Source organism: Streptomyces sp. NPDC043908 (genome assembly GCF_056435525.1).
Map to the genome: position 1 here is coordinate 309,535 of NZ_JBWKEI010000011.1, position 24,231 is coordinate 333,765.

The window sequence follows — 24,231 nt, forward strand, 5'->3', positions numbered from 1 at the left end:
TGGGGGCGTGGATCAGGTGTCGGCGATGTCCAGGGCCGGAACAGCGAGGTGTGGCCGGGGGGTGCGGGGCAGGGTGTTGCGGCGGCGCGTGGAAGGGGCCGTCAGAGCGCCGCTTCGACCTCCAGGTAGCGATGGCGGCGCGCTCCCCGATATTCCAGCGCCTCCCAGCCCCATGCCCGCAGTGCGTCCGCGCATCGGCGCAGCGCCTCCGCTTCCTCCTGGGCGGCGCCGCTCCCGGGCGGGCCCAGCCACTCCACGCGGACGGTGCCGGGCTGTTCGGCAGGGCAGACACGGTAGCCCGTCGCGGTCCGCCGTCCGGTCCCGTCCACGGCTGACGGAGGAATGCCCGCGGCCTCCAGGGTCAGGGAGATGGCGCGCACCAACTGTGTCCGCTCCCAGGTGGCGGGTACGGAGAGCGGCTCCGCGTGCCCGGTGTTCATCAGGCGCCGGATCTGCCGCAGTCCCTCGAAGGCGACCCGCACCGCGGCTTCCCGCTGGGCCGACGGCTCCGCCGGTGCCGGTCCGTCGCCGGTGGCTGCCTCGAACGTGGTCGCAGGGGCTCGTTCGCCGCGCTCTCGGGGAGGCGTCATCGTGAACCCATCTCCAGCTGTCGGGGACGGCGAGGGGCGCCGAACCGGTGGGCGGCCAGGCTGTCAGGCGCTCAGGACGCGGGCAAGCGGGGGCATTCGTTCGCTGCTGTCGGCCTGGCTCGGCTTCCGGCCCCGCTCCGCTTCGGCGTTGCCGGCGTCCGGGCGCGGGTTGGCCGCCATGAGGGTGCTGCGCGTCCTCGTCCGGCAGGCGTGTCTCGCCTTCGTCATGGGGACGATCACGGGACGGATGGGAGCGCGTGGCCGTGGCGCCCTAGCCGTTGCCCTGCGTCGTGCTCTTGAGGTGCTCGATGCCGATCTTGTCGGTGGTGTCGGCGTCGCCGTCCAGCCGGTGGACGAGGACCCATGCGCCGTTGGGCAGCGCGCCCGCGAAGACCGAGGCGTCCTTGGTCGCGCCGTTGTGCCACACGAGGCGGCCGGCCCGTTGCCAGGACGGGGCGGGCTCGCCCAGCCGGTGGTCGACGAGCAGGGAGGTGAGCAGCTCGGAGGCCGCGACCGGGGTGGCCCACAGGCCCCCGGCCGGGAGGATCGCGCCGGTCATGGTCCACGGTCGGACGGGACGGCCGAAGAGCCCCCGGGCGACCAGGCGTCGCTCCGGCGGCGGGGCGGAGGTGACCTCCGTGATGCCGAGGGGGCTCAGTACGAACTCGTTCAGCAGATGCTCGTACGGGGCAGCGCCTGCGGCGGCGAGGGCCGAACCGAGCACCGCGTAGCCGAAGTTGGAGTACTCCTCCCGCTCGCCCGGGGCCGCGGTCACCAGGGTGTCCAGGCGCCGGACCAGCCCGTCGAGGGCCGCGGCGTCGAACGGGACATACGGATCGCGGCGATGGAGGCCCGGGGGCAGTCGGGGCAGGCCGGAGGTGTGGGTGGCCAGGTGCCGCAGGGTGATGCCGGTGCCCGCCGGGACGGGCAGGAAGCGTTCGAGGGGATCGTCGAGTTCGAGCGCACCCGCGGCGGCGAGGCGGACCAGGAGCGTGCCGGTGAGCGGCTTGGTCAACGAGCCGATCTGGACGAACAGTTCGGGATCGTGGCCGTGCTCCACCCGTGGCGGGGCGGAGCTGCTGAGGACGCACAGGGGTACGGGACGCATCATTCCATGATCACCGATGCCGGAGTCCCGGCATGCGGCGGGGCCGCCGCGACAGAGGCGAGACGGCCCCACGTGCTGCGGCCCGGGTCAGCCTCGGGGCAGCGTCATGCCCTGGACCTGGGGAAGTGCGGTCCAGTCGTTGGAGGCGATGGTCGCGTGGGACTTGGCGAGCAGCGCTATGCGGGCCTGGGCGTCGGCCGCGGGAGGGTTCTTGGCGTCCAGGGCCGGGGCGACGCCGTGGGAGTCGGTCATCACCAGCAGATAGTGGCGGGCGTCGTACCAGCCGGTGTCGATGGTGCCGTTGAGGTACGTGGCGGCGTCACCGTCGAACAGGACGAACCACGGGCGCAGCGAGGTGTCCGCGTAACGGGTGCGCGGGTCGCCGGACTGGGCGCCGTGGACCGTGGGGAAGATCTGGGCCTGCCCGGTGCGTCCGGCGGCGTGCAGATCGCGCAGATACGTCGCGTACTCCTTGTCCGTCCACAGGGTGTCGGTCGGATTGCCCTCCTCGACCGTGCCGGGGATGATCTCCAGGACGACCTTTCCGGCGAGTTGCGCGCGGGTGGGCCAGTTCCCGGCCGTGGCCGCCTCGTCGAGGGTGGCGTACTGGCCACCGCCCGGCTTGGCCAGCAGGTCGGCCGGGCGGAAGACCGCCGACCCGAGGTGGGCGCTGATCGCCTGGTCCAACTGGGCCGGGCCGAGGCCGAAGCGGGACTGGAACCCGGCCTTCATCTCCAGCTTGACCATGAGAGGCCCGTGTCCCGGGTGGGCCGCGAGCCAGACCCGTACGTTGTCCAGGCAGCTCTCCAGGTTCTTGTTGGCGCTCCCGGAGTAGAGCTGTGCGGGCGTGCTCGCGTTGACGCAGTTGTTGCTGTTGCCCAACGGGTTGGAGTGGCTGACCTTCCACTCCTTGGTGATGAAGTCGTCCCACACGTCGAGCTCGATCATGGAGGTGCCGGTGTCGAGTGCCTGCGCCAGATACCGGAAGGACGCCGGGTCATAGGTGTTGTGCAGGCCCGAGGACGTGGTGCCGGACAGCGGCAGGCTGTCGGGTCCGGCGGCGGAGGCGTCGGCGCCGCCGCCCGCGCCGAGGAGCGCCAGGCCGAGACCGACGGCGGCTGTCGCGGCCAGAGCGGTGCGCAGGCGGGTGGTACGGCGTCCGGGCAGCGGTTCTGACACGGGGACCTCCAGTGGGGGGGGGCGGCTGTTCGTCGGACGGTGACAGCAGAGTGTGAATCGACAGAGTCATGACAAGCAACACACGCTGCATTCCCGCTGTCGCCGAGTTGTCGCCGAGCTGGTCGCCGACCTGCCATCGGCCGGAAGTCTTCGAACGGCACGCCATGGATGGAGGGTTGGCCGGCGCACCGCCCCACCGACGCTCCGGTCAGGCACAGCAGGATTCCGGCACAGCGGAATGCCGTCCGTCCCGGGCGCCGCCGCCCTCGGCCTGCCGTGGCCGCCGCGGTCGGCGCGCCCGGGGCGGGCGCCGGTCACCCGAGGGGGATCACCCGGTGATCGAGAAGACGACCCGTATGCCGGTGGTGGAGTTGATGCGCTCGTTGATGCCCCAGATCCGCCCGGTGTCCGGCGAGTAGCCGAGGTTCTGGGTCAGGACCGGGGAGGTGGTGTACACGTGCGGGGCGTCGTTGGGCAAGGCCCGGTGGATGCACGAGTAGTCGATGGCGTCACCGGAGCCGCCGCCGGTGCCCGTGGGGCAGGTGCCGCTCATGTACCAGTACTGGCCGTTGGTCGTGGCCCCCTGCATCGCCCAGACCGGCGACGAATAGCCGACGGTGGCGTGGCTGACGCCGTGGCCCGACGGGTCGGTGGTGGAGGGGAGCGCGGTGAGGTAGTTCAGCGGCCAGCGCACGACCCGGCCGCCCGCTCCGCCGGACTTGTACTCGGCGGAGACCAGGCCGTCCTGGCCGGTGCGGTCCAGGCTCAGCGAGTTCAGACAGGGGGTGGTGCCGGTGACCACGGCACACGCGGTGTTGTCGTCGGCGGTGGTGCGGTAGCGGCCGACCATGGGCAGCGCGTAGTTGCTCCAGCGCGCCGAGGACGTCGTGCCGGTGATGCCGACCGACTCCTGGCTGGAGTTGACCTTCCAGATGTGCTGGAGGTCGTACACCTGGAGCCAGCGGCCGTTGGCGACGAAGACCTTGTTGCCGTACCAGACCACACCGTCGGCGTGGGTGCCCTGGACGGCCCGGAAGTTGCCGTCGCCGCCCGCCCGGGTGCCGGTGGGCTCGACGAGCAGCAGGTGGTTGTACGTGATCCTGCTGTTGTCGGCGTTGACCAGACTGACCCGGGCGAACTCGTTCGGTACCGGGTTCGCCCCGCCGAGACCCCGGCTGAAGTGCCAGGAGGCCAGGAAGGCCTTGTGGCCGTCCCACAGTCCGCCGGGCTGGGCGTCGTACGAGCCGGTCAGACCCTGCGGCGTCCAGCCGCCTGCGTCGGTGTAGGAGTTGGACGTGTCGTCCGCCTTGTCCCAGCAGAAGCCGGTCGGGCCGAGGCTCGAAGCAAGGCCCGTGCTGTGGCACAGGCCGTTGGTGCCGGTGCGGCCGCCCGAGGTGAGCACGCTCGTGGCGTTGGTCTGGGCGACCGCTCCCTTGGCCTCCACCGCCTTGATCGCCTCGTCGTAGACGTCGAAGGTGTTCTGGCGCTGCCCGCCGAAGTCCGCCTCCGGGTCGAGGGTGAACTGGCTGACGACGGCGCTGTCGAGCGAGCCGAACGGGGTGGCCGCCCGGGCGGGACCGGCCGTCGCCAGGGATGCGGCGACGGCGGCGAAGCCGGCGGCCAGGGCGGTGAGCCCGGTCTTCCATGATCTGGTCATGACCAGGAAGAGTAGGTGTCAGAGCGGCGGGCGCACATCCCGGGCCGGGGACGTGAAGTGATATATCGGGCCTTGTTCGGCGTGCGGGAAGGTCAGCAGGGTGATCTCTACGGTGCGGTGGTGCTGGTCGCGCACCTCGCGGTGGATCTCCAGCTGCGGGACGCCGTCGGAGCGGTCGTCGCCGGGGGCCATGGTGAGCTGCTCGTTGTGCTCCAGGCTGAGGCCGGCGTCCGCGGCCCACGCGTAGAGGCGGCGCAGATCGCTGTGGGTGTGGTGGGACAGCGTCCGCTCGTAGCGCGCGAGGAGCGGGATCTGGGCGATCAGGCTGGGGGAGAGGTAGCTGACCGCGTGCTGGATCTCCCGGTCGCCGGCCGAGGCCGTGTAGTAGTGGACGAGGGTGCGTACGCCGGGCCGCAGGCCCAGCTGCGTCGCGTACGGGGCGGGCGGGGCCTCCCAGACCAGCCGGGTCGCGGCGGCGATGCCCGCCCGGGGGCTGAGCGCGCCCAGCGGGAACTGCGCCTCCGGGGGCGCCTGGAGCAGCCGCGCGTGCGCCTCTCCGGGGCGGTCGCCACGGACGAAGGAACCGCGCTTCTCGGTGCTGATGAGCCCCTCCTGGCGCAGGACGTCCAGGGCCTGGCGGATCGTCTGGCGGTTGCTGCCGTAGTGCTCGGCGAGGATCCGCTCGGCGGGCAGCCGGTGTCCGGGCGTCGAAGTGCCGGACTCGATCGTGGACTTGAGGTCGTGGGCGATCTCCAGATAGCGGGGAACGGGGGGCAGGGAATGACCATGTGTGCCGGGCATGTGTCTCCCTAGATTCGATCACTGCGGGTGTCTGAGTGGTTCTGTGGAGCGACTGCCTTTGTATCATTGGTCTAGACCGCCAGGGTGAACCGCAGGCGGACATTGGCGAGATTGCCACATACGGGAGAGGCGGCGCGCGGGTCAGGAGGGCAGGAATGGCCGGAGCGCGTCGGTCGCGTCCGGGAACCAGCGCAGGTCCGCCTCCGTCGCGAACTCGTGGTCCGCGTAGTCGAAGCCGGGCGTGACCACCTCGGCCACCAGGCCGTGTTCGGCGCCGTCGACCAGGCGGGACGCCTTCCAGTGGCCGCCGGGGACCAGCAGGAACCGCGAGTCGTCGGTGCCGAGGCGGACGCGGCCGAGGGTGCCGTCCGGGGCGAGCGTGGCGTATTCGAGCGGTCCGCCGTCGAGGAGGAAGTGCAGGATGTCGCTCCGGTTGCGGTGCAGACGGCCGAGCGGCTGGTCCCGGGTGAGCAGATAGTGGATGGACGTGGCGGCCGGTCTGGGGCCCCGGGGGAGCGGCAGGGTGTGCGCGCTGGTGTAGATGCGGCGGAAGTATCCGCCCTCCGCGTGGGGTTCGAGCCCGAGCTCGGCAACCCAGTCCCGCATGGCATGCCCTTCCGTCGCCGTCGCCCCCCCGGGGCCCCATAGTGGCAGGCGCGCTCCGGGCTCAGGGACCCGAGGCGTACGTATCGGTCTGGAGGTCCTCCACCAGCGCGAACAGCCGGGCCTCGTTGCCCGCGAGGCCCGCCGCCCGCAGGGACTCCTCGGCCTCGGCCATCGGCCCGGCGAGCAGCGCCAGGGCGCGCGGCGCCGTCGCCGGGTCCGCGAGCACGGCCTGCGCGGTCTGCAGCAGCCGGACGTACGCCTTGGCGGCCGTGCGCTCCGGTTCGGTCATCTCGGCTTCTCCCTCGTGTCCGTCGATAAAGGTGTCGGACCGTCAAGCATCTCGCGCGGCACTGACAATGGGCGGCGCGCGGCCGGCGGACGCGTCCCTGGGGCCGGGAGCGGGCGGCGGTCTCCGTGGCCCCGGGGCGGTGCCTGACCGTCTCGGCCGGCGGCAGCGGCGGCACCGAACTCGGCCGGACCTGCTCCGACGCGTCCAGCACCGCGGCCGCCCTGCGAGGCGGCGGCGTGGAGCAGCACGGCGGTCCACCCCTCGGGCAACGAGGTCTCCCACCGCGGCCATCAGTGGAAGGCCAAGTGGTGGCCGCAGAACGAGGAGCCCGGGACGGCCGGTGAGTGGGGCGTCTGGCAGGACGAGGGGGCGTGCTGAGTCGTTCCTCCGCACGGGTGTGTCCGGCGCGCCCCCTTGACCGGGGCCGCGCCTACACGTTTTCGGGGGCCGACGGGGGTAGTTGAGTCAGTTCTGGCGCGCGGCGCGTAGGTGAGGTGGTGGAATCCGTCACTAACACCACGGTCCATTTCGTCATAGAGGACATAGAGCCGACGCTGGTGCCCGTCCCGAGGGGGGAGACATGGAAGAGATCTGCGTACCGCTGTATGTGGAGCTGCTGCACGAGGGGGGTGATGCCATGACGCCGGTGGAAGCCGTGATGACCTATGACTCCGACGATCCGCTCGCGGTGTCCGTGGACTTCGTCTGCGGCAACGGCACCCACACCACCTGGACGATGGGCCGGGATCTGGTGGCCGAGGGGCTGACCTCCCGCCGCCCGGTCGGGATGGGGGACGTCCGCGTCTGGTACTGCGGCGACGGGGGGTTACGGATCAGGCTGGATTCGGACGAAGGCAGCGCCGATCTGCTGGCCGGTCTCGAGGACGTGGCGGAGTTCCTTTCCCGTACGTACCAACTCGTTCCGGAAGGAAGCGAGCTGGACGGCTACGACGTGGACGCGGTCCTGGACCTGCTGCTGGCGCCGACCCCCGCGCCGGCCCCGGCCTGCCGCTGGTGCGGCCGGGAGTGTCCGTGTCTGGATCACGGCCCGCAGTAGGTCCGACGGGGGGAACGGATTCCTGAGAGCCCGCCGCCCGCCCCGGCGCTTCCGGAGCGGGCGCGGCTCGAAAGCGTTCCACGTCAAAACGCGTGGCTCCAGCGGCTATTGACAGTTCCGTCAATGACATGAACATTACTAGTCGCTCACCGGTTCCGCTGCGGCGCACCACCCCGCACCCCCCCCCGCTCCACCCCGCGCCGCCGCCGGACCCGTGCTCCCACCCCCCACCGTCGTACCCCATGACGTCCGGACCCCGCGTCCGGTCTGGAGGAGCCACGTGAACACAGCCACGCGCACCCGGGCGAGATCCGCCAGATCCGCCAGATCCGTCAGATCCACCGGATCCGCGAGAACCGCCCTCGCGGCCGCCCTGCTCGTCGCCGCCGCGGCGCTGGGAACCGTGCAGAGCACGGGGACCGCCGCCGCCCGTCCCACCGAACGCCCCGCCGCCCCGCCCTCGCCCGACGCCCCGCACCGCGGCGCCGTCGCCGGGGCCCGCACCCCCGCCCGCGACGCGGGCCGCGACCGGGCGGTGGCGGCGCTCAAGGACGGCCGCGCCGCACGTCCCGCCGCCCTCACCCACAACTGGTGGGGGATCTTCCCGCAGCCCGGCACCCACGACGGCATCACCGCCACCCACAGCCTCGACCCCGCCTACCAGGTGAGCGACGCCGACAACTTCACCTACGCGCCCACCACCAAGGCGCAGAACTCCTGCATCGAAGTGGTCACCGCGTACTGGAACAGCGGCAACGAGCTGTGGGCGTGGGACTGGTGCTCGCGGAACGGCGGACCGGCCAAGATCCTGCCGCTGGACGCCGACTTCCGCGCGAAGTACACCACCGCCGTCGACGGCCGCCCGGCCTTCAGCATCCAGCTCGTCAAGGACACCGGCTCGGGCAACCGCTGGTCCTCGTACCTGTACAACCACCGCACCGCGCAGTGGGAGCTGCTCTACCGCCAGTCCGGCACCGACCGGAGCGACCTGGACTACGGCTGGGACATCTTCGAGATCTACGCGAGCGTCAACCCGGCCACGGGTGTGGGCTACTACTGCACCGAGGCCAGGAACACCGTCTTCGACAGCAGCGCCATCCAGCTGCGCAAGGCGGGTGTGTGGAAGCCCGCGCGCCCGGCCGACTCCCCGTGGACCGAGGCCAATCCCTCCGGGCGGGACTTCCTCTGCCCGCCGCTGAAGTTCCTCCAGGCGGGCGCCAACGACCACTGGACCGTACGGCAGTGACCGCGCCCTGAACCCGCAGCCGGCGCCCGGCCGCCTTCCCGCGGCGGCCGGGCGTCAGGGCGCGTCGGCCGTCCACCACCGCGCCTTGTACAGGCTCGACCCCTTGAGCTCCTCCTCGCCGCCCGGCCCGTGGAAGCGGATGCGGGAGGTGCACCAGGTGCAGGGGGCGCCCGGCTCGGGGCTCACGGTCAGGAGCTGCCCGGTGGCCGGGTTCTGGCTGACGCTCTTGACCGAAGGACGGTCGACGGCGCTCTCGTCCGGGTACGGGACGAACGCGCCGGCGGCGACGGCGAAGCGGCGCACATGGGTGCTGGTCGACAGCCACATCGCACTGTCCGTGCCGAGCGCCCGCGCCAGATCGTGGCCGCCGGTCTCGGGCAGGGTGACGGTCCGCGCCGCCGTCAGCCGGGGGCTCGCGGGGCCGCCGTCCACGGCGAGGCCCACCAGCAGCCGGTCGCCCAGCGCCCACAGCAGTCCGCTGCCCGCGTCCCACAGCAGCCCGTGCGCCCCGGACAGCGCGAAGGAGGCGTGCGTCCCCGAGCGCGCGCCCTGTGAGGCGGTGTAGACACGGACGAAGCCGCCGGTGCTCGCCGCCACCGCGACATTGCCGTCCGGCAGCAGCTCGACGCTGTGGGGGTTGGCCGAGGCGGGCAGCGAGGCCGCCCAGTACACCGCCCCGCCCTCGCGGTGCACCGCCGCCACGAAACCGCCGGAGGCGCAGGTCAGCAGCAGCGGGCCGGCGGCGGTGGCGCGGGCCTTGGCCTCGCTGACGTTCTGCCAGCCGCCGCGCGGATCGAGATCCGCCAGGGCGGGGTCGGCCACCGGCGACCAGGACCACAGCGGTTGCAGATCGGCGGCCCGGGCCGTCCGGTCGGGGCTCCCCGAACGCCAGTAGGCGCTGGCCGCGTCCAGCAGGATCACCGACTGGGACGCCTGGTCGCAGGCGAGGATCTGGGTTCCCGGCGCCCGGGAGGAGCGGGGCGCGGCAACGGGGGAGGGGGCCCGCGCGGCCGCGCGGACCGTCGGCGCCGCCAGCGCGGCGAGCCCGCCGGCCACGGCTGCCCGCAGCAGGGCCCGGCGGGGGGCGCGCGAGGAGGACGCGGGACGTGTCATGGGCACGGGGCCCTACGTTGGCAGGCACCTCCCTCTCCCGTGGTGAGGGGGCGCGCGGTCCCCGCGTACTCCACCCGCACGGGCCAGCGGGCGGCTCCCCCGGCCGCGACCGACGATGGAGCGGTGAACACCACGTCGCACATCGCACCCGGGGGATTCCTGACGCGGCCGATGGACAAGGCCGACGTGCCCGCCTGGCTGAGGCTGCGCGCCGACGCGGAGCGCGCCGACAGGAGCGGCCACCACGTCGACGCCGACGACCTGGCCGAAGAGCTGGAGAACCCCAAGCTGGACCTGGAGCGGGACACCCTCACGCTGTGGGACGGCGCACGGCTCGTCGCCTACGCCCTGGTGCACGCCCCGGACGGAGCCGTGGACGCGGCCCGCTTCCGCGGCGACGCGGCGGTCCACCCCGACTGGCGGCGCCAGGGTCTCGGCCGCCATCTCGTCTCCTGGATGGACGCACGGGCCCGCACCCGCTACGCCGAGGGCTTCGCGCACCTGCCGGGCGAGCTCCTGATCAGCGGGAAGTCCGGGGACGCGAACCTGGAGGCGCTGGCGGCGAGCGGCGGGTTCACCGCCTGCCGCTGGTGGTTCGAGATGACCCACCCGCTCAACACCGGGCGCCCGATGACCGGGGGCGTACCGGAGGGGCTGCGGCTCGTGCCGTTCGAGCCCGTCTGGGACGAGCCCACCCGGCTGGCCCACAACGACGCCTTCCGGGACCACTGGGACTTCACCGCGATGGACCCGACCGACTGGCGGACCCATGTCGTGGGCGCCCGCTCGTTCCGCCCGGCCCTGTCGAGGCTGCTCCTGGACGGCGACCAGGTGGTGGCGTATCTGATCGCCGAGGAGTACGAGGCGGACACCGCCGCCGACGGCACCCGCGACTGCCACGTCGGCTACCTCGCCACCCGCCGCTCGCACCGCGGGCGCGGCGCCGCCCCCACCCTGATGGCAGCCACCCTCGACGCCGCCCTCACCCGCGGCTACGACAGCGCCTCCCTCACCGTCGACACCGCCAACCCGTCCGGCGCCCTGGGCCTCTACGAACGGCTGGGCTTCACCGCCCACCGGGAGTACGTCACGTACGCCCGGCCGCTGAGGGGCGGCTGAGGGCACGCGGAAACAGGGGGCGCGCCGGACCCGCCCGGCGCCGGTGTGAAGCGGGTACGCGCCCCGACCGGGCGGGTTAGTCGCGATGATCTTCGGGTACCCGTGGCGGACACGTCCGGTATCCCGGGCGCTCATCGGACCTCGGCAGGCAGGAGGCACGCATGGACGGTGCGACGGTGGGGAGCGAGGCGCGGGGCCGGACCATCACCACCGAGGTCCCCGCGCGGCTGGACCGGCTGCCCTGGTCGGGCTGGCACTGGATGATCGTCATCGGGCTCGGCACCGTGTGGATCCTCGACGGCCTCGAGGTCACCGTCGTCGGCAACATCGCCAGCCGCCTCTCCGAGGACGGCAGCGGTCTGGACATCACCGACGCGCAGATCACCGGTCTCGGCGCCGCGCTGTACGTGTCCGGAGCCTGCTTCGGCGCCCTTTTCTTCGGCTGGCTCACCGACCGGTACGGCCGCAAGAAGCTCTTCCTCATCACCCTCGCGGTCTATCTGGCGGCCACCGCCATGACCGCGCTGTCCTTCTCCGCGTGGTGGTTCTTCCTCTTCCGCTTCCTCACCGGCTTCGGCATCGGCGGCGAGTACGCGGCCATCAACTCCGCGATCGACGAGCTCATCCCCAGCAAGTACCGCGGCCGGGTGGACCTCATCATCAACGGCAGCTACTGGCTCGGCGCGATGGGCGGCGCGCTCCTGTCCGTCCTCGCCCTGAACACGGACATCTTCCCCAAGGACCTCGGCTGGCGGCTCACCTTCGCCCTCGGCGTGGTGCTCGGCCTGGTCATCCTGCTGGTGCGGCGGCACGTGCCGGAGAGCCCGCGCTGGATGTTCATCCACGGCCAGGAGGAGGGCGCGGAGGGGCTCGTCAAGGACGTGGAACGGCAGGTCGAGGAGGAGACGGGCGAGCCGCTGCCCGCGCCGGGCCGGCCCATCACCATCGAACAGCGCGAGAGCGTGGGGTTCCTGGAGATCGCCAGGACCCTCTTCCGCTCCTATCCCAAGCGCGCGGTGCTGGGCTTCGCGCTCTTCATCGGGCAGGCCTTCCTCTACAACGCCATCACGTTCGGCTTCAGCTCGATCCTGGTGAAGTTCTTCGACGTCGCCAGCGGCCACACCGGCTACTTCTTCGCCGTCGTCGCCTTCGGGAACTTCCTCGGGCCGCTGCTGCTCGGCCGGTTCTTCGACACCGTCGGGCGCAGGGTGATGATCGCGGGGACCTATCTGCTCTCCGGCGCGCTGCTCTTCGTCACCGCCTGGTTCTTCAGCCAGGGGTGGCTCAACGCGACCACGATGACCGCCTGCTGGTGCGTGGTGCTCTTCTTCGCCTCGGCGGGCGCCAGTTCGGCGTATCTGACGGTCAGTGAGATCTTCCCGATGGAGACGCGGGCGATGGCGATCGCCTTCTTCTACGCGATCGGCACGGCCGCAGGCGGTATCTCCGGGCCGCTGGTCTTCTCCGGGCTCACGTCGAGCGGCATCGTCGACGACGCGGTGGTGGCCTTCTGCGTGGGCGCGGCCCTGATGACGATCGCGGGCGGGGTGGCGGCGTTCCTCGCCGTCGACGCCGAGGGCAAGTCGCTGGAGGACATCGCCACACCCCTGTCGGCCCGGGAGGCGGCCGCCGGAGGCTGAGGGCCCGTCTTTGGCGGCGGACCGGCCGTCCGGACCAAGACGAAGGCGCCCCCGCGCATACCGCGGGGGCGCCTCCTTCGTCCGCGCCGGGTGTCAGCGCTTCGGCGTGTTCGCCGCGGTGACGTTGACCGCGGCCCAGGCCCTGTCGACCGTCTTGTACTCGACGCCGGAGGTGCCGTACAGGTCGGCCGCCGCCTTCAGCGTCGCCGTACGGGCGTCGTGGAAGTCGGTGGTGGAGACCATGTAGCGCGTCAGGGCGCGGTAGAAGATCTGCGTCGCCTTGGCGCGGCCGATACCGGTCACGGACGCGCCGTCGTAGGTCGGCGAGTCATAGGCGACCGAGCCGATCGTCTTCTTGCCGCTGCCCTCGGCGAGCAGGTAGTACGCGTGCGAGGAGACGCCCGAACCGCCGTGCACCTCCGCGTCGTACGAGGCCGGCGACCAGTAGTCGACCGTGCCCTCCAGCTCGTCGAGCGACGGCTTGTCCAGACGGCGCAGGAAGGTCTGCGCCAGCCCCAGCTTCTCGCCCACCAGGTAGTTGGGCGCGTTGTTGGCGTTGTTGGTCTCGAACTCGACGTTGCTGCCGAAGATGTCGGCGAGCGACTCGTTGAGCGAACCCGGCTCACCGAACTGGTTGCCCTGGTCGTCGACCCGGGTCGGCTGGAGGTTGGCCGTGGCGTCGACCACGCCGTGGGTCAGCTCGTGGCCCGTGACGTCGAGGACGACCAGCGGCTGGGTGAAGGTGGCGCCGTCACCGTCTCCGTAGAGCATGCAGCCGCACTCGGAGTACCAGAACGCGTTGCCCACGTTGGTGCCGAAGTGCACCATCGCGCGGGCACCGGCGCCGTCGTTCTTGATGCCGTTGCGGCCCAGCACCTTCTTGTAGAAGTCGAGGGTGCTGGCGATGCCGTACTGGGCGTCCACGGCGGCGGTCTGCCGGTTGGTCTTGGCGCCGTTGCCCCAGGTGTTGGACGTGCTGGTGAACGGCTTGCCCTGGGTGAACTGCTCCAGCTCACGGCCGCCCGCGTCACGCGTCTCGGTGTTGCCGCGGGTGGCGTCCTTGAGCAGGTACGAGGTGCCGCCGGTCCTCAGCGTGTTCAGCGGCACCTTGCCGACGAACAGCGACGCGCCGGAACCGACCGACGGGATGCCGGCGGTGCGCGGCGGGTTGAACGGCTTGCCCGCGGACGCGGTGGCGGCGGCACCGGAGGTCTTCGCCCCGGTGAGCGGCGCCGCCTTCTCGCCGCTCTTGCGCAGCTTGGACTTCAGGCGCGGCGAGATGAAGGTGTCCGCGGCGGGGATGTCGGTGAGCACGGCGCCGGTCGTGGCGTCGATGACGACCGTGCGGACGCCGCCCGCCTCGGTGGTCCTGCTGTTGCTGACCTTGATCTGGTAGGCGAGGGCGGTGCGGCCGGCGCGCACGTCGACGACGAGCTCGGGCGTACCCGCGTCGCCCTTCGCCCGGGAGGCGGCCTTCGCCTTGGCCTGCGCGGCCGTCAGCTTCGGTGCCTTGGCGGTGACGGCGACCTGGCGGCGGGTGGCCCGGGTCACGTCGAGGTACGCGGACTTGGCGTCGAGGTGGATGACCAGGTCACCACCGAGGACCGGCATCCCCTTGTGGGCGCGGGCGAACCGGACGTGCTGCTTGCCGTCCGGGTCGACCAGCGTGTCGGTGGCCGTCAGGGTGTCGTCCTTGGAGACACCGGTGGCGGCGGCGTGCGCGAAGGCGGCGGCGCGCGCCGCGTCCACGACCGACTTCGCGGACTTGGCGGAGGCGGCCACACGGGAGTTCCCGGAGGCGGCGGAGGTCGCCACGGCGGTGCCCACGCCCCCCACCGTGATGGTCGCGGCCGTGGTGACGGCCAGGGCGATCGCCAGTCTGCGTATGTGGGGTGTACGCACTATGGAAGATCCTTAGGTGTTGCGGGGCGGCCGGCTACAACCGCCCGTACGCACGGTGTCTGCGAGCACCGCGGGGACTGTGTGGTCCCGAGCGAACACTGCTATGCCTGACATGCGCATGTAAAGCCGTTTGTACGGCTTGTGTGCCTTCGGAACGGAGATTTAACAATCGCCCCCGCCCGCATGGACGCAGGGCGACCGGCCGTGCGGGCTTCGTGTTCCTCCGATGATCCCACCGGTCCAGATGCGCACCGGACCACGTTGGTTGCGCCGGCCGCGCACTGTGCTGGTCATCACAGCGCGCGGGCGGCGTTTCCTTCCCGTACGAGGGGAAATGCGCGGATCGTTGGCGGACCGGGGACGGCGTCAGCTCGCCGGGTGACGGGCCGCCGGACCGGTCCAGTCGGCGGTGACATGGCCGAGGCGTACCCGCTGCGGGTGGTCACCGACCGCGACGGACACCGTCCTGTGGCCGGTCGCGAAGTCGATCGCGGTGATCCGGTCCGCCCCGCTCTCGGAGATGACGCACGCCGTGCCGTCCCCGCTCACGGTCGCCCAGTACGGTTTGGACGCGGGGACCAGCGGCCCCTCCCGCAAGGTGGCCCGGTCGACGACCGTGACGTAGTCGTCCATCGTCCCCGCCACGCAGAGGCGGGCGCCGTCGGGGCTGATCGAGAGGCCGTGGTGGCGCGAGTCGTTGACCCAGGTGGTGCGGTCCTCGCTGGTCGCGGGGTTCTTGGGCAGGGTCTTGACGCGGGTGATCCGGTCGGTGGCGATGTCGTATTCCAGCAGGCCGTTGAAGAACGACACCTGGAAGTAGAGCGTGGACTCGTCGGGTGTGAAGACCACGGGCCGTACCGCGTCGGAGAGGTCCTTGCGGCCGAACGCGTCGAGCCGGTCGCGCATGTCGATGACCTTGACGGGCTTGAAGGTGTGCGCGTCCACGACGGTGATACGCCGGTCGCCCTTCGTCCAGTCCCACGCCGGGTCGTCGAGCGCTGTGTTCACCTCCCCGATCGCCATGTTCCACAGGTGCTTTCCCCCGTCGGTGAAGACGTTCTCGTGGGGTTTGTCGCCGGTCGCGAAGGAACCGAGCTGCCGGCCGGTCGCGATGTCGAGGACGTGCACGGTGTTCGAGGTGGAGGCGGAGACGGCGACCCGGGTGCCGTCGGGGGAGACCGCCATGTGGTCCGAGCGGTAACCCGACACGGGGAAGCGCCAGTTGACGTGCCCGGTGGTCAGGTCGATGGAGACCACATCGGCGAAGCTGGGCCGGGAGACCACGACCGCGGAGCCGTCTGGCGTGGAGTACATGTCGTCCACGAACTGGTCGTGGCCCTCGCCGGGGCCCTGCCGGATACCGAGGAAGTAGGCCAGTTTGATCGGGTTGAGGTAGATCTCGGTAAGCCGCTGGTCCTTGTCCGGGATGACGTTGATCCGCCCGATCCGGGCGAGGTCGCCGCTGGACTTCACGACGTCGGCGGTGCCGTCCCAGTTGTTGCCGACGAACATCACCTCCCGCAGGGCCGCGGCACCTGCGGCCGGTGTGCCGGGGGCGTCGGAGGCGGACGAGGACGCGGAAGCGGTCGCGGAGGCCCCGGTCACGGCGAGGGTCACCACGGCCGCCAGGGAGCCGAGTGTTCGGTAGACGGGCATCGTCACTCCGGATGATCTTGTGGGGGGCATGACAATCACGGTGCGATGTGGCTACCGGACGGTAGTGAGGCCCGCGCGACAAGGCAAGAGCCACGACGGCGGCGGATGCCGGGCCCGGCCGGACGCGGCGGACGCCGCCCACCCCGCTGAGGGACGGGCGGCGTCCGCTGGATCGCGAGGCGGTCTCCGCTCACGTCGAGGGCCGTGTCGACGTGGAGGTGGAGGCTGAGCTTCGCGCCGGCGCGGCCTGCCGGAATCGACACCGTCTGGGCGAGTCGATCCCCCTGTACGCATGGACGGCTCCTTCCGTGGCCGGTGTGCCCGGCGCGCGACGGGGGGAAGAGCTTCCCGGCACGTGACAGCAGGAGAGTGTTCATCGACTGCCCTGTCCCCAGCAGTAGGTGGGTCGCGGGAGCGCCACGAACGCGCCGCGCGGGAGCCGTCGGGGCGGCGCGGCCGACGAGGGCGGTCCGGGCCGTGCCGCACGTCCCGCCGCGGCGCCCGCCCGAAGCGGGTGTTCATCACGATCGGATCTCGGAGGTCGGGCAGGGGGTTGCCGGAGGGCCTGTAATCGATTCCAATCCTCCGTGTAATCGATTCCACGGACGCACAAGGAGGTGGTCCGGCACATGGCGAGCATCAAGGACGTGGCCGCCCGCGCGGGCGTGTCCGTCGCCACGGTCTCCCGGGTCCTCAACAGCCACCCGTCCGTCAGCCCCGAGGCGCGCACCCGCGTCCTCGCCGCCGTGGACGCCCTCGGCTACCGGCCCAACGCCGTGGCCAGGTCGCTGCGCACCGACCAGACGCGCACCCTGGGCCTGGTCATCAGCGACGTACTCAACCCGTACTTCACCGAACTCGCCCGCTCCGTCGAGGAGGAGGCCCGCGCGCTCGGCTACAGCGTCATCATCGGCAACGCCGACGAGCGGCCCGAGCTCCAGGACCACCACGTCCGCACCCTCCTCGACCGCAGGATCGACGGCCTGCTCGTGTCGCCCACCGACGGCGGCTCCCCGCTGATCCTGGACGCGGCCCGCGCCGCCACCCCCATGGTCTTCGTCGACCGCTGGATCCCCGGCGTGGACGTACCCGTCGTACGGGCCGACGGCCGGTCCGCCGTCCGCGATCTCGTCGCCCATCTGCACGCCCTGGGCCACCGCAGGCTCGCCATCATCGCGGGCCCCGCCGCCACCACCACCGGCAGCGAACGCGTCGAGGCCTTCCGCGACGCCCTGGGCGAGCACCGGCTCCCGCTGCCCGAGGCCTACATCGGCCACGGCGACTTCCAGGCCGGCAGCGGCCGCCGCTGCACCGAGCGCTTCCTCGCGCTTGCCGAACCACCCGACGTCGTCTTCGCCGCCGACAACCTGATGGCGCTGGGAGCGCTCGACGCCATCCGCGCGCACGGCCTGCGCGTCCCGCACGACATTGGGCTCGCCGCCTTCGACGACATCCCGTGGTTCGTCCACACCGACCCGCCGATCACCGCGATCGCGCAGCCCACCGGCGCACTGGGCCGGGCCGCCGTCCGCGCGCTCGTCGACCGCATCGAGGGCCGCCCCCCGCAGTCCGTCACCCTGCCCGCCCGTCTGGTCGTCCGCAGCTCCTGCGGCGAGAACGCCCCCACCCGGAGGAGCACCCCGTGACCGGTTCCGCCGAACTCCTGCGCGTCGAGGGCATACGCAAGGCCTTCCCCGGCGTGCTCGCCCTCGACGGCGTCGACTTCGCCCTGCGCCGTGGCGAGGTGCACGTCCTGCTCGGCGAGAACGGGGCGGGCAAGAGCACCCTCATCAAGGTGCTCTCCGGCGCCCACCGCCCCGACAGCGGCCGCGTCCTCGTCGACGGACACGAGGTGCGCGTCCAGAGCGCCCAGGACGCCGAACGGCTCGGGATCGCCACCATCCACCAGGAGTTCACCCTGGTCCCCGACCTCTCGGTGGCGGAGAACATCTTCCTGGGCCGCCAGCCGCGCCGCTTCGGCATGATCGACCGCAAACGGATGGAGGCGGACGCGGCCGTGCTCCTGAAGCGCGTCGGCGTGGACGTGCCGCCGCACGCGCGCGTACGGGAACTGGGCATCGCCCGGCTCCAGATGGTCGAGATCGCCAAGGCGCTCAGCCTGGACGCGCGCGTGCTCATCATGGACGAGCCCACCGCCGTCCTCACCTCCGAGGAGGTCGACACCCTCTTCGCGATCGTGCGCTCGCTGCGGGCGGACGGCGTGGGCGTCGTCTTCATCACCCACCACCTCGAAGAGATCCCCGCGCTCGGCGACCGCGTCACCGTCCTGCGCGACGGCAGGAGCGTCGGCCAGGTGCCGGCCGCCACCCCCGAGGCCGAACTCGTCCGCCTGATGGTGGGACGCGACATCGACCAGCAGTACCCGCGCGAACGCCCCGACCCCGGCGCCCCGTTGCTCTCGGTGCGCGGGCTCACCCGCGACGGCGCCTTCCACGACGTCGGCTTCGAGGTGCGCGCCGGCGAGGTCGTCGGCCTCGCGGGGCTGGTCGGCGCGGGCCGCACCGAGGTCGCCCGGGCCGTCTTCGGCGCCGACCGCTACGACAGCGGAACCGTCGAGGTGCTGGGCGCGTCCGTCGCCCGGCACGACGTGAACGCCGCCATGGCCGCCGGGATCGGCCTCGTCCCCGAGGACCGCAAGGGCCAGGGCCTCGTCCTGGACGCCTCCGTCCAGGAGAACCTCGGCCTGGTCACCCTGCGCTCGGCCACCCGCGCCGGCCTCGTGGACCGCAAGGGGCAGCGCACGGCCGCCGCCCGGATCGCCGAGCGGCTGGGCATCCGGATGGCCGGACCCGGCCAGCAGGTGCGCACGCTGTCCGGCGGCAACCAGCAGAAGGTCGTCATCGGCAAATGGCTGCTCGCCGAGACGAAGGTGCTCATCCTCGACGAGCCGACCCGGGGCATCGACGTCGGCGCCAAGGTCGAGATCTACCGGCTCATCAACGAACTGACCGCCGCCGGGCACGCCGTCCTCATGATCTCCAGCGATCTGCCCGAAGTGCTCGGCATGAGCGACCGGGTCCTGGTCATGGCCCAGGGACGGATCGCCGGGGAACTCCCCGCCGCCCGCGCCACCCAGGAAGCGGTCATGGAACTCGCCGTCGGCACGGCCCCCGCCACCGCCCCGGCACCGCACGAAGAGGAGGGCCCCCGTGGCCACTGACACGCTCCGCAGCACCACGGACGCGAGCGGCGCCCGGGCCGTGCGCCGCCTGCTGCTCGACAACGGCGCCCTGAGCGCCCTGGTGGTCCTGGCGGTGGCGATGTCGCTGCTCTCCGGTGACTTCCTGACCACGCAGAACCTGCTCAACGTCGGTGTCCAGGCCGCCGTCACCGCGATCCTCGCCTTCGGCGTCACCTTCGTCATCGTCTCGGCCGGCATCGACCTCTCGGTCGGCTCGGTGGCCGCCCTCAGCGCCACCGTGCTCGCCTGGACCGCGACCGAGCAGGGCCTGCCGGTCTGGCTCGCGGTCCTCCTCGCCATCGGCACGGGCCTGGCCTGCGGCGCCGTCAACGGCGCCCTCGTCGCGTACGGCAAACTCCCGCCGTTCATCGCCACCCTGGCCATGCTCTCGGTCGGCCGGGGCCTGTCCCTGGTCCTGTCGCAGGGCAGCCCGATCGCCTTCCCGGAGTCCGTCTCCCGCGTCGGCGACACCCTGGGCGGCCATCTGCCGGTCCCGGTGATCGTGATGGTGGTGATGGGGCTGCTGACCGCCCTGATCCTGTCCCGTACGTACATCGGGCGCTCCATGTACGCGATCGGCGGCAACGAGGAGGCGGCCCGGCTCTCCGGACTGCGGGTCAAGCGGCAGAAGATCGCCATCTACGCGCTCTCGGGCCTGTTCGCCGCCGTCGCGGGCGTCGTCCTCGCCTCCCGGCTGGTCTCGGCGCAGCCGCAGGCCGCCCAGGGGTACGAGCTCGACGCGATCGCGGCCGTCGTCATCGGCGGCGCCAGCCTCTCCGGCGGCGTCGGCAAGGCCTCCGGCACCCTCATCGGCGCGCTGATCCTCGCGGTGCTGCGCAACGGCCTCAACCTGCTGTCGGTGTCCGCCTTCTGGCAGCAGGTCGTCATCGGTGTCGTCATCGCGCTCGCGGTGCTGCTCGACACGGCACGCCGCCGCGCCGGGGCGACGACCGCCTCCGCCGCCGGGAGCGCGCCCGGGTCGGGCGGCAAGCGGGGCGCGGCGAAGCTCGTGGCCGCGGCCGTCGCCCTGGCGGCGGTCCTGGGCGCCCTGTCGTTCGTCGACACCGGCTCGTCCGGCTCGTCCACCAGGGTGGGCATGTCGCTCTCCACCCTCAACAACCCGTTCTTCGTGCAGATGGAGGCCGGGGCCAGGGCGGAGGCCAAGGCGGCGGGGATCGACCTGACCGTCACCGACGCCCAGAACGACGCCTCCCAGCAGGCCAACCAGATCCAGAACTTCACCGGCGCGGGCGTGAAGTCGATCATCGTCAACCCGGTCGACTCGGACGCCGTCGGACCCTCGGTGCGCGGCGCCAACAAGGCGGACATCCCGGTGGTCGCCGCCGACCGCGGCGTCAACAAGGCCGAGACCGCGACGCTCGTCGCCTCCGACAACGTCGCGGGCGGCAGGCTGGCCGCCAGGACCCTCGCCGACCGGCTCGGCGGCAAGGGCCGGATCGTCGTCCTCCAGGGCACCGCGGGCACCTCCGCCAGCCGCGAGCGCGGCCAGGGCTTCGCCGAGGGCATCAGGGCGTACCCCGGCATCACCGTCGTCGCCCGCCAGCCCGCCGACTTCGACCGCGCCAAGGGCCTCGACGTCATGACCAACCTGCTCCAGTCCCACACCGGCGTCACCGGGGTCTTCGCGGAGAACGACGAGATGGCGCTCGGCGCGGTCAAGGCGCTCGGCGACCGGGCGGGCGCCTCCGTCGCCGTCGTCGGTTTCGACGGCACCCCCGATGGCCTGAAGGCGGTCGCAGCGGGCACGCTGTACGCGACGGTCGCGCAGCAGCCCGCCGAACTCGGCCGCATCGCGGTGCGCAACGCCGTGCGGGCGGCCGAGGGCGACACGGTCGAGAGCGCCGTGAAGGTCCCGGTCAAGGTCGTCACCCGGCAGAACGCCGCCGACTTCTCATGACGGACGCCGGTCCGCCACTCAGCGAAAGCAGGACAGGGATGTACGACTACGACCTCCTGGTCGTCGGGTCCGCCAACGCCGACCTCGTCATCGGCGTCGACCGGCGCCCCGGGCCCGGGGAGACGGTCCTCGGCTCGGACCTGGCGGTCCACCCCGGCGGCAAGGGCGCCAACCAGGCCGTGGCCGCCGCCCGCCTCGGGGCGCGCGCCGCGCTGCTCGCCCGGGTCGGGGACGACGCGTACGGACGACTGCTGCTCGACTCCCAGCGGGAAGCCGGAGTCGACACCGTCGGCCTGCTGGTCGGCGGGGCGCCCACCGGGGTCGCGCTGATCACGGTGGACCCCTCGGGGGACAACAGCATCGTGGTCTCGCCCGGCGCCAACGCCCGGCTGACCCCGCAGGACATACGCGCCGCCGCCAGCCTCTTCCAGGCGTCGCGGGTGGTCTCGGCGCAGTTGGAGATCCCGCTGGAGACGGTGGTCGAGACCGTCCGCAGCCTCGCCTTCGACAGCCGGTTCGTCCTCAACCCCTCGCCCGCCGGCCCGCTGCCCGCCGAGGTGCTCGCCGCCTGCGACCCGCTGATCGTCAACGAGCACGAGGCCCGGTTCCTGCTCGGCGCCTCGGCGGGGCCCGCCCCCGAGGACTGGGCGCGGGCGCTGCTGCTGCGCGGACCGCGCTCGGTGGTGATCACGCTGGGCGCGGCGGGCGCCCTGGTCGCGGCCGGCAGTACGAACTCGTTCGTCCGGGTGGAGAGCCCGCGGGTCGAGGCGGTGGACACCACGGGTGCGGGCGATGCCTTCACCGCCGCGCTCGCCTGGCGGCTGAGCCTGCGCGAGAGCCTGGCGGACGCCGCCGCGTTCGCCGCGCGGGTCGGCGCGGCCGCCGTCACCCGGCAGGGCGCGCAGGAGTCCTTCCCCACCGCCGACGAGGTCTTCGCGCGGTGAAGAAGGGCGGCATCCTCAACCGTCATCTGTCGGGCGCGCTGGCCGAGTTGGGCCACGGCGACGGGGTCCTCGTCTGCGACGCCGGCATGCCCATCCCGGCCGGCCCGCGCGTGGTCGACCTTGCCTTCCGGGCCGGGGTGCCCTCGTTCGCGGAGGTGCTCGACGGGCTGCTGGCCGAGCTGGTGGTGGAGGGCGCGACCGCCGCGCGGGAGGTGCGCGCGGCGAACCCCGGGGCCGCGCGGCTGCTGGCGGACCGCCTCCCGCGGCTCGACCTGGTCGCGCACGACGAGCTGAAGGCGCTGTCGGCGGGCGCGCGACTGGTCGTACGGACGGGGGAGGCGCGGCCGTACGCGAACGTCCTGCTCAGCTGCGGGGTGTTCTTCTAGGGCGGGTTGGGCCTCGCGGGGCAGGCGGGACTTTCGCAACACGCCCTGGGTCCGCGTGGCCGCCCCATCGGTTATCGGCCATACGCGTACATATCCCGGAAGGCACCCCCTCGTGCCCCTTACCGTGATCTCCGGTGCGTCGGCCGACGCACCGGCACACGGCCCTCGGGGCCTCGGGCCAGGGAGTGCGGGAATGACACGACGGCTGGGCACCCTCGCGGCGGTCGGCGCGCTGACCCTCGTGGTGACGGGCGCGGTCCCGGCGACCGCCGCGGCCCCGTCCTCGGGCGGGACGGGACACGCCCCGGCGACGGCCGAGATCTTCGCCACGGACAACACGGCCACCATCACCGACCCCGACGACCCGCGGCTCAGGACGCGGCTGGTCCGCTTCGACCACGAGGTCCGCGACATCATCCGCTCCCATGGCGCGAGGGCGGGCCGCTCGACCCTCCTGGACGGCGTCTTCTGGTCCTCCGGCCTCCAGCAGGCGACGTACGAGCGCTCACGCGAGTTCGACGTCAACCACGTCGGCGCGGCCGGGCTGCACCACCTCGCCGACATCATCCGCAAGCAGTACCGGCAGGAGTCCGTGCTGACCTTCCGCCACCTCCCGCGTACCTCGCCCGAGACCAACGCGGTCGACATCGAGGCGAGCGGGGTGACCTCGCGCGAGCTCCACGACGCGCTCGTGGCGGACCCCGAGGCCCGGGACGAGCTCGGCGGCGGCTCGGTCACCGCCCGGGACGGCCGCCTCGTCCTCATCGCCCCCCTCGGCGACCTCCCGCTCGCCCGGAAGTTCGTGGCCGAGCTGGGCGTCGACTGGAACAAGGCCCAGGTGCGGTACGGCGCCGAGGAGTTCGTCGGCGGCTGACACGCGCCGAAGGGCCCCCGTCGGCCGGTGCCGGCGGGGGCCCCTGCGCGCGCCGCGGTTACGACACGTACAGCTTCCCCGGGTGCGGGTAGTTGGACCGGAAGCCGGCCAGGTCACGGGCGTCGGACGGCTTGAGCTTGATGCAGCCGTTGGACTTGTAGTCGCTGTTGCCGTCCCAGCGGTAGGGCTCGGTCTTGCCCTGCTTGCCGTTGGGCAGCATCTCGCTGTGGACGAACAGCGCGTCCCGCTTCACCCCGTGGGGCTTGCAGAGGTGTTCGCCGATGTACCAGGCCAGGCCGTGGATGCCGCCCTTCCCGCCGTCCTTGTGGGCCTCGAACGAGCGGATCCTGTAGTCGCCCTTCGGCAGCACGCCGCGGTTCTTCAGGCACGAGTTGGTGCTGCCCGTCCCCGACCCGGCACGCCAGGTCTTCACGGTGTACGTGCGGACCTTGTCCGGGTTGACGACCTGGACGTACACCAGGCTCAGCCGCGAGTTGGAGGTGTCCTTCTTGTTGATCTTGAAGGAGAGGTAGGTGTAGCTGCGGGACGCGGCGGCCTTGCCGCTGGTGGTGCTCGTCGCGCTCGTGGCGGAGGCGGCGGACTGCTCCTGTGCCGTCTTGGCGTGCGCCGGCGAGGCCTGCGCCGGCAGGGCGCCGATCCCGGCGACGGCCATCGCGACGACGGCGCCGTACGCGAACCTGGACTTCCCCCGTACCGTGGTCATGGACTCGTTCCCTTCCCTGGGGTTCCCCCGAGGACCGCTGTCCCCGGTGTGCCGAACACCCTAGGAATCACCGCCGACTCCGGGCATTCACCGGGGGGTTGAACCCGGATGAACCTCAGGGGTAGCAGTGGGGGGCGTCTCATACCCCGGCGGTAGGCCGGCCGCGGTAGTCCGTCACCCTGACAGGCCCACCCAGTCACGCCGGGTGACCACGTTCACC

At 72.3% G+C, this 24,231-nt stretch carries 22 protein-coding genes; 10 read left to right on the plus strand and 12 right to left on the minus strand.

Going from position 1 to position 24,231, the window contains the following annotated elements:
• Positions 1 to 101 precede the first annotated feature (101 nt).
• From AC069K_RS24930 to AC069K_RS24965, 8 genes are all read right to left on the minus strand, one after another.
• Complete coding sequence (locus AC069K_RS24930; protein WP_365101618.1) at positions 102 to 590, minus strand: hypothetical protein; 489 nt, start codon at positions 588 to 590, stop codon at positions 102 to 104.
• A 63-nt stretch (positions 591 to 653) separates the two neighbouring features.
• The gene (locus AC069K_RS24935; protein ID WP_478619980.1) at positions 654 to 818 is read right to left on the minus strand and encodes a hypothetical protein; all 165 of its coding nucleotides are present in this window, start codon (positions 816 to 818) and stop codon (positions 654 to 656) included.
• 43 nt (positions 819 to 861) lie between these two features.
• Complete coding sequence (locus tag AC069K_RS24940) at positions 862 to 1,698, minus strand: serine hydrolase domain-containing protein (protein WP_365101617.1); 837 nt, start codon at positions 1,696 to 1,698, stop codon at positions 862 to 864.
• An 87-nt stretch (positions 1,699 to 1,785) separates the two neighbouring features.
• Positions 1,786 to 2,877, minus strand: a complete 1,092-nt coding sequence (locus AC069K_RS24945; protein ID WP_478619983.1) for a phosphatidylinositol-specific phospholipase C domain-containing protein — start codon at positions 2,875 to 2,877, stop codon at positions 1,786 to 1,788.
• A 328-nt stretch (positions 2,878 to 3,205) separates the two neighbouring features.
• Positions 3,206 to 4,534, minus strand: coding sequence for a hypothetical protein (locus tag AC069K_RS24950; protein ID WP_478619986.1), 1,329 nt, complete (start codon positions 4,532 to 4,534; stop codon positions 3,206 to 3,208).
• Positions 4,535 to 4,552: 18 nt separating this feature from the next.
• Positions 4,553 to 5,335, minus strand: a complete 783-nt coding sequence (locus AC069K_RS24955) for a GntR family transcriptional regulator (RefSeq protein WP_365101611.1) — start codon at positions 5,333 to 5,335, stop codon at positions 4,553 to 4,555.
• 141 nt (positions 5,336 to 5,476) lie between these two features.
• Positions 5,477 to 5,941, minus strand: coding sequence for a cupin domain-containing protein (locus AC069K_RS24960; protein WP_478619989.1), 465 nt, complete (start codon positions 5,939 to 5,941; stop codon positions 5,477 to 5,479).
• Positions 5,942 to 6,002: 61 nt separating this feature from the next.
• A complete protein-coding gene (locus AC069K_RS24965) occupies positions 6,003 to 6,230 on the minus strand; it encodes a hypothetical protein (RefSeq protein ID WP_358832903.1) in 228 nt (75 codons plus the stop codon).
• 580 nt (positions 6,231 to 6,810) lie between these two features.
• Here AC069K_RS24965 and AC069K_RS24970 point away from each other — a divergent pair.
• Together AC069K_RS24970 and AC069K_RS24975 are read left to right on the plus strand one after the other, a co-directional pair.
• Entirely contained in the window at positions 6,811 to 7,287 is a 477-nt protein-coding gene (locus AC069K_RS24970; RefSeq protein WP_365101607.1) for an SsgA family sporulation/cell division regulator, read from the plus strand.
• Between the two features lie 280 nt (positions 7,288 to 7,567).
• Entirely contained in the window at positions 7,568 to 8,533 is a 966-nt protein-coding gene (locus AC069K_RS24975) for a carbohydrate-binding protein (RefSeq protein WP_478619993.1), read from the plus strand.
• A gap of 54 nt (positions 8,534 to 8,587) precedes the next feature.
• Here the strand turns inward: AC069K_RS24975 and AC069K_RS24980 are convergent, their stop codons facing one another.
• A complete protein-coding gene (locus AC069K_RS24980) occupies positions 8,588 to 9,646 on the minus strand; it encodes a DUF6528 family protein (RefSeq protein ID WP_478620068.1) in 1,059 nt (352 codons plus the stop codon).
• Positions 9,647 to 9,769: 123 nt separating this feature from the next.
• Here AC069K_RS24980 and AC069K_RS24985 point away from each other — a divergent pair, with 123 nt between their 5' ends.
• Both AC069K_RS24985 and AC069K_RS24990 read left to right on the plus strand, forming a co-directional pair.
• On the plus strand, positions 9,770 to 10,765 hold the full coding sequence (locus AC069K_RS24985) for a GNAT family N-acetyltransferase (RefSeq protein WP_365101602.1): 996 nt from the start codon (positions 9,770 to 9,772) through the stop codon (positions 10,763 to 10,765).
• Positions 10,766 to 10,926: 161 nt separating this feature from the next.
• Positions 10,927 to 12,405, plus strand: a complete 1,479-nt coding sequence (locus AC069K_RS24990) for an MFS transporter (protein WP_365101600.1) — start codon at positions 10,927 to 10,929, stop codon at positions 12,403 to 12,405.
• Positions 12,406 to 12,498: 93 nt separating this feature from the next.
• On the opposite strand, the gene AC069K_RS24995 is transcribed toward AC069K_RS24990, so the two are convergent.
• Positions 12,499 to 14,307 carry a M4 family metallopeptidase gene (locus AC069K_RS24995; RefSeq protein ID WP_365101598.1) on the minus strand — a complete coding sequence of 603 codons (1,809 nt, stop codon included), beginning with the start codon at positions 14,305 to 14,307 and terminating at the stop codon, positions 12,499 to 12,501.
• Between the two features lie 366 nt (positions 14,308 to 14,673).
• On the minus strand, positions 14,674 to 15,963 hold the full coding sequence (locus tag AC069K_RS25000; protein WP_478619997.1) for a YncE family protein: 1,290 nt from the start codon (positions 15,961 to 15,963) through the stop codon (positions 14,674 to 14,676).
• A 629-nt stretch (positions 15,964 to 16,592) separates the two neighbouring features.
• Between AC069K_RS25000 and AC069K_RS25005 the strand changes: the two genes are divergently transcribed.
• From AC069K_RS25005 to AC069K_RS25030, 6 genes are all read left to right on the plus strand, one after another.
• Positions 16,593 to 17,609: a LacI family DNA-binding transcriptional regulator gene (locus AC069K_RS25005; protein ID WP_478620000.1), complete on the plus strand. Its 1,017-nt coding sequence runs from the start codon at positions 16,593 to 16,595 to the stop codon at positions 17,607 to 17,609.
• The gene (locus AC069K_RS25010) at positions 17,606 to 19,144 is read left to right on the plus strand and encodes a sugar ABC transporter ATP-binding protein (protein ID WP_478620003.1); all 1,539 of its coding nucleotides are present in this window, start codon (positions 17,606 to 17,608) and stop codon (positions 19,142 to 19,144) included. The genes AC069K_RS25005 and AC069K_RS25010 overlap by 4 nt, the downstream gene beginning before the upstream one ends.
• Positions 19,134 to 21,083 carry an ABC transporter permease/substrate-binding protein gene (locus tag AC069K_RS25015; protein WP_478620006.1) on the plus strand — a complete coding sequence of 650 codons (1,950 nt, stop codon included), beginning with the start codon at positions 19,134 to 19,136 and terminating at the stop codon, positions 21,081 to 21,083. Before AC069K_RS25010 ends, AC069K_RS25015 begins: the two co-directional genes overlap by 11 nt.
• Positions 21,084 to 21,121: 38 nt before the next feature.
• Positions 21,122 to 22,027: a ribokinase gene (locus tag AC069K_RS25020; RefSeq protein WP_365101589.1), complete on the plus strand. Its 906-nt coding sequence runs from the start codon at positions 21,122 to 21,124 to the stop codon at positions 22,025 to 22,027.
• Positions 22,024 to 22,413: a D-ribose pyranase gene (gene rbsD, locus AC069K_RS25025; RefSeq protein ID WP_365101587.1), complete on the plus strand. Its 390-nt coding sequence runs from the start codon at positions 22,024 to 22,026 to the stop codon at positions 22,411 to 22,413. The genes AC069K_RS25020 and rbsD overlap by 4 nt, the downstream gene beginning before the upstream one ends.
• Before the next feature lie 193 nt (positions 22,414 to 22,606).
• The gene (locus AC069K_RS25030) at positions 22,607 to 23,287 is read left to right on the plus strand and encodes a hypothetical protein (protein WP_478620011.1); all 681 of its coding nucleotides are present in this window, start codon (positions 22,607 to 22,609) and stop codon (positions 23,285 to 23,287) included.
• Between the two features lie 58 nt (positions 23,288 to 23,345).
• Here AC069K_RS25030 and AC069K_RS25035 read toward each other — a convergent pair whose 3' ends face one another.
• Complete coding sequence (locus tag AC069K_RS25035; RefSeq protein ID WP_478620014.1) at positions 23,346 to 24,011, minus strand: hypothetical protein; 666 nt, start codon at positions 24,009 to 24,011, stop codon at positions 23,346 to 23,348.
• Between the last annotated feature and the right edge of the window lie 220 nt (positions 24,012 to 24,231).

What these genes read in the sequence shown, in the direction of transcription:
- AC069K_RS24930 (WP_365101618.1), bottom strand. Translation starts at nt 590, where the DNA reads ATGACGCCTCCCCGAGAGCGCGGCGAACGAGCCCCTGCGACCACGTTC.
- AC069K_RS24935 (WP_478619980.1), bottom strand. Translation starts at nt 818, where the DNA reads ATGACGAAGGCGAGACACGCCTGCCGGACGAGGACGCGCAGCACCCTC.
- AC069K_RS24940 (WP_365101617.1), bottom strand. Translation starts at nt 1,698, where the DNA reads ATGCGTCCCGTACCCCTGTGCGTCCTCAGCAGCTCCGCCCCGCCACGG.
- AC069K_RS24950 (WP_478619986.1), bottom strand. Translation starts at nt 4,534, where the DNA reads ATGACCAGATCATGGAAGACCGGGCTCACCGCCCTGGCCGCCGGCTTC.
- AC069K_RS24955 (WP_365101611.1), bottom strand. Translation starts at nt 5,335, where the DNA reads ATGCCCGGCACACATGGTCATTCCCTGCCCCCCGTTCCCCGCTATCTG.
- AC069K_RS24960 (WP_478619989.1), bottom strand. Translation starts at nt 5,941, where the DNA reads ATGCGGGACTGGGTTGCCGAGCTCGGGCTCGAACCCCACGCGGAGGGC.
- AC069K_RS24965 (WP_358832903.1), bottom strand. Translation starts at nt 6,230, where the DNA reads ATGACCGAACCGGAGCGCACGGCCGCCAAGGCGTACGTCCGGCTGCTG.
- AC069K_RS24970 (WP_365101607.1), top strand. Translation starts at nt 6,811, where the DNA reads ATGGAAGAGATCTGCGTACCGCTGTATGTGGAGCTGCTGCACGAGGGG.
- AC069K_RS24980 (WP_478620068.1), bottom strand. Translation starts at nt 9,646, where the DNA reads ATGACACGTCCCGCGTCCTCCTCGCGCGCCCCCCGCCGGGCCCTGCTG.
- AC069K_RS24990 (WP_365101600.1), top strand. Translation starts at nt 10,927, where the DNA reads ATGGACGGTGCGACGGTGGGGAGCGAGGCGCGGGGCCGGACCATCACC.
- AC069K_RS25000 (WP_478619997.1), bottom strand. Translation starts at nt 15,963, where the DNA reads ATGCCCGTCTACCGAACACTCGGCTCCCTGGCGGCCGTGGTGACCCTC.
- AC069K_RS25005 (WP_478620000.1), top strand. Translation starts at nt 16,593, where the DNA reads ATGGCGAGCATCAAGGACGTGGCCGCCCGCGCGGGCGTGTCCGTCGCC.
- AC069K_RS25020 (WP_365101589.1), top strand. Translation starts at nt 21,122, where the DNA reads ATGTACGACTACGACCTCCTGGTCGTCGGGTCCGCCAACGCCGACCTC.
- AC069K_RS25030 (WP_478620011.1), top strand. Translation starts at nt 22,607, where the DNA reads ATGACACGACGGCTGGGCACCCTCGCGGCGGTCGGCGCGCTGACCCTC.
- AC069K_RS25035 (WP_478620014.1), bottom strand. Translation starts at nt 24,011, where the DNA reads ATGACCACGGTACGGGGGAAGTCCAGGTTCGCGTACGGCGCCGTCGTC.